The organism is Fibrella arboris, from assembly GCF_041321095.1.
Classification (GTDB): domain Bacteria; phylum Bacteroidota; class Bacteroidia; order Cytophagales; family Spirosomataceae; genus Fibrella; species Fibrella arboris.
Map to the genome: position 1 here is coordinate 269720 of NZ_JBGGWE010000005.1, position 16779 is coordinate 286498.

Sequence of the window (16779 nt, forward strand, 5' to 3'; positions counted from 1 at the left end):
TTGACGCGAAAATCTGTGCACTAGATTAAAATACTTAATCTAGTGCTTTTATCTATTATATAAAAAATACTAGTTTTAACCTTAGCCAACAGGCGGCAATTAAAACATATTTTATATATAACAAACTGACAAACAATAGTTTAATTTAAAAATATTACTCATATATAACTTCTGTTAATTTATGATTTTTACTTAATCTGGCTCATCATAGTTACAATGGCCTTGCAATTGTGCATGCTGGAGGAGTAAATACTTATCTAGCTGCAAATTTTTTGGTCATGAAAAATCACTACCGGACTCTATCCTGTATTCCAATCCATTGGCGGGTTCTGAGTTGGTGCCTCGTCTTTTTGGTAGGTCTCTTACCTGTATTTGCTCAAGCTCAAGCCATAACAGGTACTGTTTACAGGGATTTTAACAGTAATGGCGTTTACGACACCGCTCCTACGTCTGGCACAAATACGTATGCTGAAATCGGTGCACAGGGTGTAGTGGTAACAGGTTATCCGATCACAGGCAATCCAGTATCGGCTACAACGAGCGCTACCGGTAGCTTCACCATCTCAGGGCTGTCGGGTAGCGTCCGCCTGGAATTTACCAACCTGCCATCCGGCGATTTCGATTCGTTTCGGGGCAGCAGCAGTGGTACGTCTGTCCAGTTCGTGACAGCGGGAGCTACCAACGCAAATTTCGGTATCAACTACCCGGCCAACTACTGCCAAACGACCAATCCGCAACTAATAACGACCTGTTTTGTTGCCATAAACGCCACCAACTCCCCCCCGTTAGGCAGCCGCGACGCGTTGGTGGGCGTTCCATATGAAGTTGTGGAGACCACGAAAACGGTCAGCCACTACGCTGTGGTGAACGACATCGGCGCTGCCTGGGGGCTGGCTTACAAGAAAGATACGAAACAGCTTTTTTCGGCAGCTTTCACGAAGCGGCATGTGGGCTTTGCCGCTGGTGGTCCAAACGCGATTTATGTCACTAATTTAGCTTCCGCTACGCCTACGACAACGCAGTTTTTCAATTTTACTACCGTTGGCGGTACCGCTGTCACGTCGACAACCGAGGCACACGGTAATGACATTCCCACCGCCCTTAACAGCAGTAATCGGTTAGACAGTTATGACCTACCAGCTTTTAATGCGGTGGGCAAAACAAGTCTGGGCGATATCGACATTTCAGACGACGATAAAACTCTTTACGTTGTCAACCTTAAGAACCGCACGTTATATCTGATCGATATAGCGACGAAAACACCCACTGCCTTTGCTATCCCAAACCCCTGTGGTGGACAAAGCTATCGGCCCTTTGCCGTCAAATATTATCGGGGTAAAGCTTATCTGGGCGTGGTATGTACGAGGGAGGATCTTGACCTGGATGCCAACAACGACGGTAAACCCGATACCTACACCAGTACGGCTGGGTTGAGCGCAACAGTCTATGAATTTAATGGCAGTTCGTTCAACAGCGTCCTGTCGTTTCCGCTCACTTATAAAAAGCAGCCTACCAACGCCGACCAGACAGGGCAGGCCAGGGCAGAATACTGGCGTCCCTGGTCTACCGCTTACCAATCTGACCGGACAGATACGAGTTACCCCGAGGCGTGGTTAACCGATATTGAATTTGATGTTGACGGCGATATGATCCTGGGGCTTCGCGACCGGTTTGGCGACCAGATGGGTTACCAGAACCATCGGCCAATTGCCGGCGACGCAGTCCTGGTCAGTGTCATCAGTCCGGGCGAAGTGTTACGGGCAGGGAAGTGTAATCCCACAGACACACAATGGACGCTCGAAAGCAACGGTTCTATCTGTGGCAGCACGGCATCGTCGAATCAGACGGCTAGCGAAGGCCCCGGATCAGGAAAATACTATTGGGGTGACCGGGTGCAGAACGGAGCCAATCATGGCATGAGCTCCCAGGCAGGGCTGGCTTTGCTGGCGGGTAGTGGTAAATTGGCGATGACGGCCGTTGATCCGCTGGACGATTTCAACACGGGCGGTATCAAACGACTAATCAATCTCACGGGTGCTAAAGATGGCAATACCACCGGAACCAGCACTAATCCAGGTGCCGGGGCCATGTTGTATGGCGGTAGTGCGCTGGAATATGGTAAAGCAAATGGCCTGGGTGACCTGGAGGTGCTGTGTAACCAGGCACCAATTCAGATTGGCAACCGGGTCTGGATCGACACCGATAATGATGGCGTCCAGGACCCCGGCGAACCCGCTTTGGCAGGGGTCGTGGTCACCCTCAAAGGACCAGGCCTGCCTACCGCCGGGGTCAACGTCACCACCAACGCCAACGGAGAATACTACTTCTCCAACGCTACAGCCGCCAATGCCACCGGCTTTGTCTACAGCCTCACCGGCCTCACAGCAGGCGCCAGCTACTCGCTCAGCTTCCCCACCAGCGCCAGCGCAGGGACCTACCTGCTGAGCAGCAAACCCAACGCGGCAACGGGCACCAACAGCGATGCCATCGATACCGACCCCACCAGCGCGGGCAGCATCAGCTTCACCCTGGGCGCGGCAGGCGAAAACAACTTCACCTATGATGCCGCTTATTTCCAGCCCGCTGCCCTGGGCGACTATGCCTTCATCGATGCCAACAAAGACGGCATCCAGAACGCCGGGGATACGCCCCTGCCCGGCGTGACAGTGACACTGTATCAGAACGGATCAGCCGTAGCCACCACCACCACCAACGCCTCCGGCCTCTACTCCTTCACGGGTCTGGCCCCCGGTACGGCCAACAGCTATGTGGTGGGCTTCACCACCCCAACGGGCTACACGGCCACCATCACCAACGTGGGCTCCGACACGGCGGACTCGGACGTCAGTCCAAGCACGGGCAAAACCCAGAGTGTCACCCTGGCGCCGGGCGAAAACAACCCCACCCTGGACGCGGGCTTCTACCTGTTGCCCGCTTCGCTGGGCGACTACGTGTTCGTGGATGCCAACAAAGACGGCATCCAGAATACGGGCGACACGCCCATTGCCGGGGTGCGGGTGAGCTTGTATCGAAACGGCAGTGCGGTGGCCTCCACGACCACCGATGCCAATGGCCTGTATTCCTTCACGGGGCTGACGCCCGGTACGGCCAACAGCTATGTGGTGGGCTTCACCGCCCCGGCGGGCTACACGGCCACCATCAGCAACGTGGGCTCGGATACGGCGGACTCGGATGCCGATCCCCTCACCGGCCGTACTCAGAGTGTGACCCTGGCGCCGGGCGAGCACAACCCCACCCTGGACGCAGGCTTTTACCTGATTCCAGCGTCATTGGGCGACTATGCCTTCATCGATGCCAACAAAGACGGCATCCAGAACGCCGGGGATACGCCCCTGCCAGGTGTTACGGTGACGCTATACCAAAATGGGTCTGCCGTAGCTACCACCACCACCAACGCCTCCGGCCTCTACTCCTTCACCGGCCTGACTCCAGGTACGTCCAACAGTTACGTGGTAGGCTTCACAGCGCCAGTTGGTTATACCGCCACCATCAGTAATGTAGGCTCCGACACGGCTGATTCGGACGCCAGTCCAATCACGGGGCTGACCCAGAGCGTCACCCTGGCACCAGGGGAGTATAACCCAACGCTCGACGCCGGCTTCTACCTGAAGCCTGCTAGTTTAGGTGATTATGTATTCATCGATGCCAATAAAGACGGCATTCAGAACGCCGGCGATTCACCGCTTGCCGGCGTAAACGTGACGCTCTTCCAGAATGGCTCAGCGGTAGCTACTACGACTACGAATGCCTCGGGGCTCTACTCCTTCACAGGGCTGGCCCCCGGTACGGCCAACAGCTATGTGGTGGGCTTTACCGCCCCGGCGGGTTATACCGCCACCATCAGCAATGTAGGTTCAGACACGGCGGACTCCGACGCCGACCCCATTACGGGCAAAACTCAGTCCGTGACCCTGGCACCAGGCGAGCACAATCCTACGCTGGATGCGGGTTTCTACCTGCCGACCGCCAGCTTAGGCAACTTCGTCTTTGAAGACGTCAACAAGGATGGTCTCCAGGATGCGGGTGACCTGCCCATCCAGGGCGCCGTGGTGACCCTGCTCCAGAGCGGCACGGTGGCTGGTACGACCACCACCGATGTGAACGGCCTCTACAGCTTTACGGGGCTGACCCCGGGGCTTCCCTATTCGGTCAGCTTCACTACCCCGGCGGGCTTCTCGGCGGCCACGGCCTCGAATGTGGGCAGCAACGATGCCATCGACTCCGATCCGGTAGGCGGCGTCACAGCCCCCGTTACGCTGACGATCAATGAAAATAACACCACCCTGGATGCAGGTTTCGTTCGGCCAATCATTCCAGCCTCATTAGGTGACTACGCCTTTATTGATGCGAATAAGGACGGCATCCAGAACGCCGGTGATTCGCCCCTGCCAGGCGTGACAGTGACACTGTATCAGAACGGATCAGCCGTGGCCACCACCACCACCAATGCCGCGGGGCTCTACAGCTTTACGGGCCTGGCCCCCGGTACGGCCAACAGTTACGTGGTGGGCTTTACCGCCCCGGCGGGTTATACCGCCACCATCAGCAATGTAGGCTCAGACACGGCGGACTCCGACGCCGACCCCATTACGGGCAAAACCCAGTCCGTGACCCTGGCGCCGGGCGAAAACAACCCCACCCTGGATGCGGGTTTCTACCTGCCGACGGCTTCTCTGGGCGACTACACCTTTATTGATGCCAACAAAGACGGCATCCAGAATGCGGGGGATAGCCCATTGGCGGGTGTGACAGTCACGCTGTTCCTGAATGGATCAGCTGTGGCGACAACGACGACCAATGCGGCTGGCTTCTACTCGTTTACCGGTTTAGCGCCAGGTACGTCCAACAACTATGTAGTGGGCTTTACCGCGCCGGCTAATTTCTCGGCTACGATTAGTAATGTAGGCTCCGATACAGCTGACAGCGACGCCAATGCAGTGACAGGATTGACCCAAAGCGTGACGTTGGCACCAGGGGAATATAACCCAACGCTCGACGCCGGTTTTTACCCGCTGACCGCCAGTTTGGGCGATTATGTATTTGAAGACAGCAACGCCAATGGGCAGCAGGACGCAGGCGACGTACCTATCGCAGGTGTCGCCGTGACCCTGATCAGTAGTGGTACGGTGGTAGCCACTGCCACCACCAACGCCGCAGGTTTTTATAGTTTCACCGGTTTGACCCCCGGGGTGCCTTACTCCGTGAGTTTCAGCGCACCAGCGGGCTACTTCGCCACCAGTGCTAATTCAGGCAACGATGCAAGCGATAGTGATGGCAACCCTGCCACCGGGTTGACCGGCGTTTATACGTTGACGGCGAATGAGACGAATCCGACTGTCGATATGGGTTACTATCGGCCAGCTTCATTGGGCGACTATGTGTTTGAAGATGCCAATCGAAATGGCATTCAGGATGCAGGTGACAACCCAATTCCCGGCGTTACCGTAACGCTGATCAGCAATGGAACGGTGGTAGCGACTACCAATACCAATGCCAATGGTCTGTACAGCTTCACGGGCTTAACCCCTGGCGTACCCTACTCCGTTAGCTTCACCACACCGGCTGGCTATTCAGTAACAACGTCGAACACAGGAAGCAATGATGCTGTCGACTCCGATCCGGTTGGTGGCATTACGGCGCCAGTGACGCTAACTTCTGGCGAGCACAACCCCACGCTCGATGCGGGCTTCTTCCGGCCAAGTGCATCGCTGGGCAACTTCGTTTTCGAAGACGTCAACAAGGATGGTCTCCAGGATGCGGGTGACCTGCCCATCCAGGGCGCCGTGGTGACCCTGCTCCAGAGCGGCACGGTGGCTGGTACGACCACCACCGATGTGAACGGCCTCTACAGCTTTACGGGGCTGACCCCGGGGCTTCCCTATTCGGTCAGCTTCACTACCCCGGCGGGCTTCTCGGCGGCCACGGCCTCGAATGTGGGCAGCAACGATGCCATCGACTCCGATCCGGTAGGCGGCGTCACAGCCCCCGTTACGCTGACCGCCAGCGAGAACAATCCAACCCTGGATGCAGGTTTCGTTCGGGCAGCCGCTACCTATGCCATTGCCAAGACGGTAAACAAGAGCCGCGTAGCGAAAGGCCAGCTTGTGACATACACGATCTCCCTCACGAACACGAGTGCCACCACAGCTACCAACGTGATCGTTACCGATACCTTTAGTAGTTCGGGGCTTACAATTGTCGGGTCAGGGTCGGCTTCAACGGGTAGTTTTGCGCCTTCGGCAACGGGCGGTACCTGGACAATCCCTACCCTGACCGGTGGAGCCGTAGCCACTCTGAGCTTCCAGGCGCAGGTCAACACGGAAGGCCTGGTTTATAACGTAGCTACCGCCCCGGGCGGAACCAGCACTACCGCTACAGCCTGCCTGACGGTGCCCTTCCATGTCTGCGAGAACACGCCGTTCGAGTTCTTACTCACCACGCCGACTGGGTCCAGCGCCTACCAGTGGTCATTGAATGGTACGCCTATTCCGGGTGCAACCAGCGCCACACTGAGCGTAACAGCGATTGGCGAGTATACTGTGGCAACCACCAACTCAGCGGGTTGCCCCGACGGCTCGTGCTGCCCCTTCGTGATCGTTGCCGATCCGGCACCCAGCCTCACGGCCACAGCCCTAGCCGCTAGCTGCACCGGCTCGACCCCCGCCAACAACGCCCAGCTCACCCTGATGGGTAGCTCGACCAACGCCGTGAGCTACAACGTCAGCCTGGGCAGCAGCTTCACGGCCAGCCCCCCGCTGTTCGCCACTGACCAACCCCTGGCAGGTCTGACCCCAGGCAGTGTCCTGCTGGCCAATCAGCCCAACCCGCTTTCGGCCCCCGGTACAACCTATACCATACGGGTCTATTCGGCGGAAGGCTGCTTCAGCGATGTGGTCGTGGTGATCCCTCCCGCTCAGTGCCAGTGCCCACCGGCTATTTGTGTACCCGTTAAGGTTCGGCGCATCGTGAGCAGGTAAGCAAGCGACAGCTATTACACCTATAGATGCAGCAGGCCAGCCCGTTCAAGGCTGGCCTGCTGCATCTATAGGTGTTTTCAAACCGAGTCTTAAACGACTAGTTCATATAGCCTCCTTTAGCCGAGATCACAGACAGATTCGTTGCTACAGCAATCGGCGCTGATTATAGCTCCTGCACCTCAATTCTGCCGTAGACCCGGCCAGAAACTATGAGTATTTATCTGGATACCATTTATAGAATAAGTAGAATTAGTATAACAATTAACACTGTAACGAAATACAGCTATACTCGATACCATCTTGAGTATAAGGGCAATATTATAAGTTAACTCATTCAAAATCAGGTTGCTTATAATTGTCAGACACAAACGAACATTGGTATAATTATTGAACGTATAACCCAGCTTAGGATGATGCCATACTTGGTTTCGGTTTATACTCATGGCAACTATCGGTAGGTTACACGCTCTGCTTGTTGCGTTACAGTTGCTTCTGGTTTGGAAAGCTGGTAACGCGCAGGATATCTGTGTCACGCCTATCCTCTCTACTGAACAGATGATCAGGCAGGAACAACTACTCGCATCGGGTTTGCCTCGCGGCCGTTCAGCACGGTTGGCAGGCGACAAGCAGTATTTGCCTGTCCGGTTCCATGTAGTACGCCGGGACGACGGAACGGGTGGTGTCAGTCTGGGTACGTTGAATCAGGCGGTGGTACTGATAAACCAGATTTACCAACCCGCTGGTATCGCCTTTTACATCTGTGGTGGTCAACCAGATTACATTGATGATACCGCTCTATTTGATTATGATACCGGCGAAGAGAGTGCGCTGGCTGATTCGCACGACGTGCTGAATGCCATCAACATCTACATCCTAAATACCATTAACTACGGGGGCGTGCAAGCGTCGGGCTATGCCTATTACCCAGGGTCAATTGCCCTGACAAATCGGGTATTCGTGAAGGCCAATCAGGTAACGGGCAATTCATTGCCGCATGAGCTTGGCCATTATTTCAACCTTTATCACACCTTCGAAGGCAGTAACAGCAGTGATATAACCGACCGTGAATTGGTTATTCGGCCGGGTGAAGCGCAGGCTGGCAGGCCGTTTGCGCACAACTGTTCAGACACCGGTGATCTGGTGTGCGATACACCAGCCGATCCATATGGTCGGGCGGGCGCTACCGTATCCGGCTGCGTCTATACGGGAACGGTTACCGATGCCAATGGCGACAAGTATACCCCCCTGCTCGACAATATCATGTCGTATTATGCCGGCTGCACGGCCAACAACACGTTTACGGCTGGTCAGTACGCCCGCATTTCGGCAGGTCTTGCCCTACGCCTTTCGCCGCAGAATGAATACAGCCTAAACTGCGTTGACAATACCATTGCTGCCCCTACTGCTTTGACCGTCAGGCAAACGCCCACTGGCGCACTCGTTCAGTTTGCCTACGCACAGAGCAATGCCGCCGGTTTTCTGATTGAACGCTCAACAGACCCCTCCGCCAATTTTTCTGTTGTTGGCAGCACCCCGCCAGGAACCTTCTCGTATACCGACGGATCGGTTCAGTCGAATACCACCTATTACTACCGGGTAAAGGCGTCCAATGCCTCGACACAGTACAGTTTAGTACAGCGTATCGATGTAGGGCTGTTTTATTGCATACCCACGTATGTCTTTCCCATTGCTAACTTCTTCCCTAAAATAGACGAGTTCATTCTGACGGGAAGCCAGGCGACGCTACGTTCAGTGGCCACCGGAGCTGGCACGGCCGGTTACTCCGATTTTTCATCGACGGTGCATCGCGTTCTTCCGGGCCGGGTATATTCATTCACCGCCAGCGCACTGACGGGTAGTAGCGGCAGTTATGTGGTTCAGCACCTGACTATCTGGCTGGATAGCAACCGCGACGGTGTGTTTAGTACCGCTGAGATCCTGTATCAATCATCGGCCGGCCAGTTGATGAACCCACGGATACAGAGTTCGATCAGCATACCTGCCTCAGTGTCGATCGGTCAGGCCCGGCTTCGTCTGCGCAGTCAGTATTCGTCTGAAGGGCTGGTCAATAGCGCTTGCGCGGCCTATAACTATGGCGAGACCGAAGACTACACGCTGCTCATTGATACGCCAGCGCCACCTGCCTGCTTTACGTTAACCGCTTCGGCTACGCCAGCACACTGTGCAGGCAGTACGGATGGCAGCGTTCAATTAGCTACCACTGGCGGAACTGGCCCTTTCTCCTATTCTCTGAATAATCTGACGCAGGCGACCGGTCTGTTTTCCACGCTGGCCGCAGGCAGCTACGTTGCCAGAGTAACCGACGCCACCTGTAGTCAGAGCCTGGTGGTCACTGTTGGTCAGCCTGAGGTTGTGGTGGCCAGTCTGCTCGGCGCCACTGCGGTCTGTGGTACCCAGTCGGTCACCCTGACAGCGTCGGTTCTCAACGGACAGGGCCCGTACACCCTTCAACTCAGCGACGGTTTTGCGACAAGTGCAGTGACGGGGTACGTTAGTGGCACGCCGATCCCGGTTGTCCCCTCGCAGACCAGAACCTATCAGCTACAGGCGCTGACCGACGCCAATGGCTGCCCGGCCAGTTTAGTGACCGCTTCGGCAATGGTGACGGTGAATCCGATTAATTCACTGACCGTCAGCCCCCAGAATGCCACCGTTTGTAGTGGTCAGTCGCTACCTGTCCTTGTCACTGGGGGCAGCAACTATACCTGGACTACAGGTGAGATGTCGGCGGGTATCAGCGTGTCGGCTACGGGCGTGTATTCGGTCACCAACACCAACCCGTTTGGTTGCACCAGTGCAGCCAGTACCACTGTTCAGGCTGTCAGTTGTCCCACATCCGTCCTGTTTCGGGGGCGCATACTGCTCGAAGGGTTTACCAGTACGACAACGGCCACCATGCACACCTTGCTGGCTACAGGTAATCTACTCCCCAAACAACAGCCCTATACGGTGTCTCCCTGGCTCTATCAGGGCACCGAGCAGGTAACTACTTTTCCTGCCAATGTAACAGACTGGCTACTGGTTTATGCCCGAAATGCCGCGGGAGAAGTGCTGGCCCGCAAAGCCGTTTTTGTCAGGAGCGATGGTATTTTATTGAGTCCAGATGGCAGCGAAGGGGTTTTATTCCCTCCGTTGACGGCCCCCATCTATGTCTCGATCCACCATCGGAGCCATTTAGCCATTCAGTCGAGTAGCCCGATCACCGATAATCAGCTGGTTGACTTTACATCCTCCCTGTCGACCGTGCGCGGCACGAATCAATTGGTGGCTGTTGGTGGCAAGCTGGCTATGTATTCCGGCGACTTTGATGCCAATAGCATTATCAACTCGCTCGATTTTAATAAATGGAAACTCAACGCCTCCAGTGTGGGCCGTTACCTGTCTGCCGACAGTGATGGCAATGGCGTTATCAACAACAAAGATTTTAACCGCTGGATGCTGAATCGTTCTAAAATAGGAACTCCCGGTTTATAACTGTTCAGCCGTTTTTCGCCCTTCCCTATGACCAAGTTTCTCCTTTCATTGCTCCATATCAGCCTGAGCCTGGTGCTGATTTGTGCTATCTCGCACCGGGTTACCGCTCAAACAGCCAACCTTCGCCTATCGACCCAACTGGGTTGCGCCGACGGTAGCTATACGGCAACTCTACAGATCCGGGCTAGTGATGCTACCTCGTTCTCGATAGGTACGTCGTCAATCTTCCTGACATATGACCCCAGTTCGCTGACATTCGTTAACTACCAGTCGCTCAATTTCAACGAGAACACGTTGTGCAACGGTCAATCGTTGTGGGACACACACAGCTCTGACGGATCATCTCCCGGTTTCTTCAACCTGACCCTAACCCTGAACAGCTCGTCGATCAGCTGTCCGCTTATCACCAGTGCTGACTGGGTGAGTATTGGCACGATCACGTTCAGCGTTCGTAACCCCGATGGAAACCCCACCCTGGAGTTCAGCCCCGACTTTACCAGCTTCAATGCTGTTCCGGCCAACAACGGTATTCTTCAAATTAATGCGGGTCAGTTTACCGGCGTGGATCAGCCGGGGGCGTTACGCTGTGCCCCTATCTGCTCGCTTAGCCTGACAACGCCAAACCTGCCGACTGGTCAGGTAGGGTCTGTATACAGCCAAACCGTATTGGCCAGTACGTCAGCGTTGCCACTCACCTATTCGATCACGGCGGGTTCGCTCCCGGCCGGACTCAACCTCGGCAACGGCACAGGTATCATCTCAGGAACCCCAACGGCTGCCTCTACCACTACGTTTACCCTCCTGGTCACGGATGGGCAGGCATGCTCTGCCACAGCGCCACTCAATATCACTATTGCGCCCCCTCCTGCCCCACTGATTGCTGTCACGGCAGGTCCGGGTACGTGTACGAGTGCCACCAATGAGTACACGACAACGGGAACACTTAGTCTGACCAATGCCGTAGCCAGTTCGTTGACCGTCACGGATGGGGTCAGCACAGCTATTGTTGCCGTAACGGCTGGCCAGTCTTCGGCTTCGTTTACCCTTACCAATCTACCTTCCGGCACTGGCCTTCACACGGTTACTGTGAGTGGGCCGGGGTACAGCCCCATCAGCACTACCTATGTTGCTCCAGCATCCTGTACAGTCTGCTCACTCAGCCTGACTGCGACCCCATTGGCAGGCGGTCAGATCGGTTCAGCTTATAGCCAGACACTCACGGCCAGTGGCGGCACGGCGCCCATTAGCTACACGATTCTGTCAGGTACGTTGCCGGCCGGCCTCTCACTCGACCCGACCACCGGTGCATTATCGGGCACACCGGCTTCGGCAGTTACCAGCAGCTTTACCGTCCGGGTAACCGACACTAAAGCCTGCACAGCCCTAGCCGGCTTCAGCCTGACCACCACGGCACCACCTGTGTGTTCGCTCTCGGCAACAGCGATTCCGGGTACGTGTATTGGTACTGTCTATGGCCTGACAGGAACGGTGAGCCTCTCCAACGCAACGGCTGGCCTGTTAACTATTACCGACGGTAGCCAGTCAACGGCCTTAACAGTGACACCAGCAACAACGTCTGTGACCTACTCGTTGACCGGTCTGACACCCGGCAGTGGTACACATACAGTGGCCATCACCCTGGCCAGTTGCGGCACGCTCAACGTATCCTACGCAGCACCAGTCCAGTGCGACTGCCCGCCTATGGACTGTCTGCCAATATCGGCTGAACGCATTCGCTAGGCAACGTCTTTTTAAGCCCGCCTGCCAATGAATGACCGTGCGTATAATCGTCCTGGTCGGTGTGTGCGCATACCCGATGACCTGCTGGGTTTCGTAGCTTTGCAGGATGAACACGTCCTCAACGCCCCTGCCCGAACGAATCCGCCCCCGTACGCTTGATGAAGTAATCGGCCAGGCCAAACTGATCGGCCCTACCGGTTCACTGCGCCGGGCCGTAGCGTCGGGCCGTCTACCTTCCATGATCTTGTGGGGTCCTCCGGGCGTCGGAAAAACAACGCTGGCGCTACTGCTGGCCGAAGCCGTCAAGCGGCCTTTTGTGGCACTCAGCGCCATTAACTCGGGCGTTAAAGAAGTGCGCGACGTACTGGCTCGCCCCGCCGGGATGTTTCCGCCCGTGGTGTTCATCGACGAGATTCACCGCTTCAACAAAAGCCAGCAGGATGCGTTGCTGGGTGCCGTTGAGAAAGGGCAGATTACGCTGATCGGCGCTACCACCGAAAATCCATCGTTTGAAGTCAACGGGGCGCTGCTCTCCCGCTGTCAGGTCTATGTGCTGGAAGCGCTCGATCGCGATGACCTCATCCAACTCATCGACCGGGCCCTGACAACCGATGTTATTCTGAAGCAACGCCAGGTACGGATCGCCGAGTATGATGCGCTGCTGCGGCTGTCGGGGGGCGATGGCCGGAAGCTGCTGAACCTGCTCGAACTGGTAGTGACCAACCATGTATCGGCCGATGAACTGGTGGTGACTGATGAGTATGTTACGAGCGTGGCGCAGCAAAACATTGCGCGGTATGATAAGTCCGGCGAGCAGCATTATGATATTATTTCGGCGTTTATCAAATCGCTACGTGGCTCAGACCCCAACGCGGCGCTCTACTGGATGGCCCGAATGCTGGTGGCGGGCGAAGACCCGGTGTTTATTGCCCGCCGTATGCTGATCATGGCGTCGGAAGATATTGGCAATGCCAACCCCACCGCTCTGATTATGGCGACCGAAGCCATGCAGGCCATTCGGGTGATCGGTATGCCCGAAGGCCGCATCATTCTGTCGCAGGTGGCGGTGTATCTGGCCACGTCGCCGAAAAGCAATGCCAGCTACGTGGCGATAAATGAGGCGATGGCCCTGGCCGAAAAAACGGCACACCTACCCGTTCCGCTCCACCTGCGTAATGCTCCAACCAAGCTGATGAAACAACTCGGCTATGGCAATGAATACCAGTATTCGCACAATTACAATGGCAATTTCAGCCAGCAGAACTACCTGCCTGATGAGTTGGAGGGGCATAAACTGTATGACCCCGGCCAGAATCCACGCGAGCAGGATATCCTTCGGAGCCTGAAAGCCTGGTGGGGCGAGTGGTATGGCTACTGACCAACGATGAGTTGCTTTCGTTCGTCGCGAAAAACCGTTTATTGCGCTCCAGAAGGGCATTTTCTGGCAACGGCCAGGTACGTTCCGACGTAAAAACAAGGGAAAGTCAACGGGAATGAAACTCGTTAAAAGACCTTAGAAGTTGTTTTAGTTTTCTTCCGTCGCCTAGCCACCCCGGCGGACCGGACTTACTGGCGGTAGACAGTTACCCTGTTTGCGTTCGCCAACTCGTCGCCTAGCGAAGGGGCGGACCGGACTTAGTAGCTGTAGAAAATGGGGCTGCTTGCGTAGCCGCCCCGCCGTACAGCGCCCCGTGCGTCGCCTAGCCGCCCCCTCCGTCGCGTAGCCGCCCCGTCGCACAGCGCCCCTGAAAGTCTTCGACACAGACATTCGGTCGCTATGCGCCGTGCCTAGCCGCCCCGTCGCATAGCGACCGAATGTCTGTAGCTAAAAGTTTTCGACACAGGCATTTCCATCGCGTAGCGATCTAATGTCTGTAGCTAAAAGTCTTCGACACAGGTATTTCCATCGCGTAGCGATCTAATGTCTGTAGCTAAAAGTCTTCGACACAGGTATTTCCATCGCGTAGCGATCTAACAATTCAGCGTGTGGTTAGATCGCTACGCGATGGAAATGCCTATGTCGAAGACTTTTAGCTACAGACATTCGGTCGCTATGCGACGGTGCGGCGACGTACGGTGCGCTGCGGCTAGGCACGATGCGGTTAGGCACGATGCGGTTAGGCACGATGCGGTTAGGCACGCTGCGGTTAGGCACGCTGCGGCTAGGCACGGCGCGATTAGGCGATGGAAATGCCTGTGTCGAAGACTTTCAGGGGCGCTGTGCGACGGGGCGGCTACGCGACGGAGGGGGCGGCTAGGCGACGCACGGGGCGCTGTACGGCGGGGCGGCTACGCAAGCAGCCCCATTTTCTACAGCCATTAAGTCCGGTCCGCCCCTTGGCTAGGCGGCGAGTTGGCTGACGCAAACAACTTCTTAAGAATCCGCGCCCCCCCTAGTGAATGGCCGATCTATACGTTCTTCAGTTAAACAGCAATCAACCTGACCAACTCAAGTGATGCTACGTACACACACGCCCGCCCATAGCACCCCGCCTGCTATCGCCGGTACGGCCAGCCAACAACCCCCTCAGCGCCCTGCTGTCGAGTTCGGACGATGAATTTCTGGTAGTCTGCAACGAATCTGGACTAACGTGGCGCAGCCCGAAGGTAGAGGAATGATCCATGACAACAACAGGGTTCGCCAACGGGACCTATCGTTGTTTCATCAACGATTGAACTGGCGACTGAAGTAGACATGGAGAAACTGATGGCGCAGATGGAGTCGGGGCAGCGACCAGCCACAACCCCGCCCGGCGCCACAACAACGGGCAGCGGTACTACCCCACCGCCAGCCGCCGCACCGCCAAGGAATCCGTTTGCCCGCCCCCCGTCTAGCTGACCGTAAAGCCAGACAGCGGCGTTCACGATGTGTGTTTCGTCTTCAAAATGAACAGGCTAAACCCATCCAGCCCCTGATGACGTTCTCGACCATCAAGTTTATGACTACCGATAAACGGTAGCGACTCAGGCTGAAAATGGCTTCGCGCTGTAGGCCCTTCGACCGCAGCGCGAAGCCATTTTCAACATCAGCCCTCCCCAACTACACCGTCATAAAATAGGAATACGGCGCATTTTAGGGGTGTCGGCGAAATTTGATTGCGTAAACGAACTGTTGTGTATGAGTTTCGGGTAAATTCCAACGCAATTCCTGTACGTATCGCATCAACCCGTTCGACACCCATGACGCCCACGCAATCGCCGCTCTCTTTTCTGTGCATCGCTACGTTCTTCAAAGGCGAAGCGTTTATGCGAGCAAGCAAAGAACTTGGCCACACCGTTTACCTGCTTACCGAAGAGCGTCATCGTGATAAGGCCTGGCCGTTCGATGCCATCGACGAAATCTTTTACCTCCCCTCTGAAAGCAACGACAGCCAGAACCTCGACACCATGGTTCTGGGGCTGGCACATACCATGCGCTCGCGCCACATCGACCGGGTTGTCTCACTGGATGATTTCGACGTAGAGAAAGGCGCATTGGTCCGCGAAACGTTCCGGCTGCCGGGCATGGGGCAAACCACCGCCCGTTTCTTCCGCGACAAACTGGCCATGCGCATGCGGGCCCAGGCCGAAGGCATTCGTGTGCCCCGGTTCAGTTCGCTGTTCAACGATGAGCAGTTGACCCAATACCTGCGCGAGAGCGAAGGCCCCTGGCTCATCAAACCACGTTCAGAAGCATCGACCACCGGCATTCGGAAAGTGCATTCGCTCGACGAAGCCTGGCAGGTGGTGCATGGCCTGGGGGATAACCGCCATCAATTCCTGATCGAAGAGTTCAAACCCGGCACCGTTTTTCATGTCGACTCGCTGTCGTATGAGGCAAAGGTGGTATTTACCCGCGCCAGTGAATACCTGGCCACGCCAATGGAAGTGGCGCATGGCGGGGGTGTGTTCCGCACGCAGACCCTGCCCCTCGACAGCGCACTGGTGGCCGATCTGCAGGTGATCAACGAGACGGTCATGAACGCGTTTGGTATGCGCAATAGCGCCTCGCATTCTGAATACATCCGGGGAAATCACGACGGCGAACTCTATTTTCTGGAAACGGCTTCGCGCGTGGGGGGTGCCCACATCGCCGAAATGGTAGAAGCCGCTTCAGGGGTGAATCTATGGGCCGAGTGGGCCAGGCTCGAAACCGCCGCTGCCCTCAACGAACCCTATACGACACCGGTCGATACCGGCCGACATGCGGGTCTGATCGCGTCACTGGCCAACGAAGCGCAGCCCGATACATCCACCTTCACTGATCCCGAAATCGTGTGGCGCATGAACCGCGAACACCATATTGGTTTCATCGTTCAGGCCGACGCTCCAGAACGGGTACGGACCTTGCTTGATGACTATATTATTCGGATTCAGGGCAGCGTTCACGCCTCGATGCCGGTGGCCGCAAAACCAACCAACTGAACCGTTCAATAAACAGCTTTCCAGTTACCGATTATATATAAATGAAGACATTTTGATTTTTTATATAAAACGCATTACTATTCTTAGTTCATAGATTAATAGTCTACTTTTTGCAGCAATAAGCGTAGTACTCCGTCACGAG

Annotated in this window: 6 protein-coding genes; all 6 read left to right on the forward strand. The window is 55.8% G+C overall.

The window, feature by feature from the left end; translation table 11 throughout:
* Positions 1-491: 491 nt before the first annotated feature.
* Positions 492-6998 (forward strand): SdrD B-like domain-containing protein, encoded by a 6507-nt coding sequence (locus tag ACAW75_RS10985; protein WP_370728763.1) that lies wholly within the window; start codon positions 492-494, stop codon positions 6996-6998.
* Positions 6999-7439: 441 nt separating this feature from the next.
* On the forward strand, positions 7440-10493 hold the full coding sequence (locus ACAW75_RS10990) for a GEVED domain-containing protein (protein ID WP_370728764.1): 3054 nt from the start codon (positions 7440-7442) through the stop codon (positions 10491-10493).
* Between the two features lie 27 nt (positions 10494-10520).
* On the forward strand, positions 10521-12233 hold the full coding sequence (locus ACAW75_RS10995) for a putative Ig domain-containing protein (RefSeq protein WP_370728765.1): 1713 nt from the start codon (positions 10521-10523) through the stop codon (positions 12231-12233).
* Between the two features lie 106 nt (positions 12234-12339).
* Positions 12340-13611 carry a replication-associated recombination protein A gene (locus ACAW75_RS11000; protein WP_370728766.1) on the forward strand — a complete coding sequence of 424 codons (1272 nt, stop codon included), beginning with the start codon at positions 12340-12342 and terminating at the stop codon, positions 13609-13611.
* A gap of 1317 nt (positions 13612-14928) precedes the next feature.
* Entirely contained in the window at positions 14929-15072 is a 144-nt protein-coding gene (locus ACAW75_RS11005; RefSeq protein WP_370728767.1) for a hypothetical protein, read from the forward strand.
* A 341-nt stretch (positions 15073-15413) separates the two neighbouring features.
* Positions 15414-16637, forward strand: a complete 1224-nt coding sequence (locus ACAW75_RS11010) for an ATP-grasp domain-containing protein (RefSeq protein WP_370728768.1) — start codon at positions 15414-15416, stop codon at positions 16635-16637.
* Positions 16638-16779: the final 142 nt, after the last annotated feature.

Excerpts from the sequence above, each read along its gene's own strand:
- ACAW75_RS10990 (WP_370728764.1), top strand. The coding sequence starts at position 7,440 with ATGGCAACTATCGGTAGGTTACACGCTCTGCTTGTTGCGTTACAGTTG.
- ACAW75_RS10995 (WP_370728765.1), top strand. The coding sequence starts at position 10,521 with ATGACCAAGTTTCTCCTTTCATTGCTCCATATCAGCCTGAGCCTGGTG.
- ACAW75_RS11000 (WP_370728766.1), top strand. The coding sequence starts at position 12,340 with ATGAACACGTCCTCAACGCCCCTGCCCGAACGAATCCGCCCCCGTACG.
- ACAW75_RS11005 (WP_370728767.1), top strand. The coding sequence starts at position 14,929 with ATGGAGAAACTGATGGCGCAGATGGAGTCGGGGCAGCGACCAGCCACA.
- ACAW75_RS11010 (WP_370728768.1), top strand. The coding sequence starts at position 15,414 with ATGACGCCCACGCAATCGCCGCTCTCTTTTCTGTGCATCGCTACGTTC.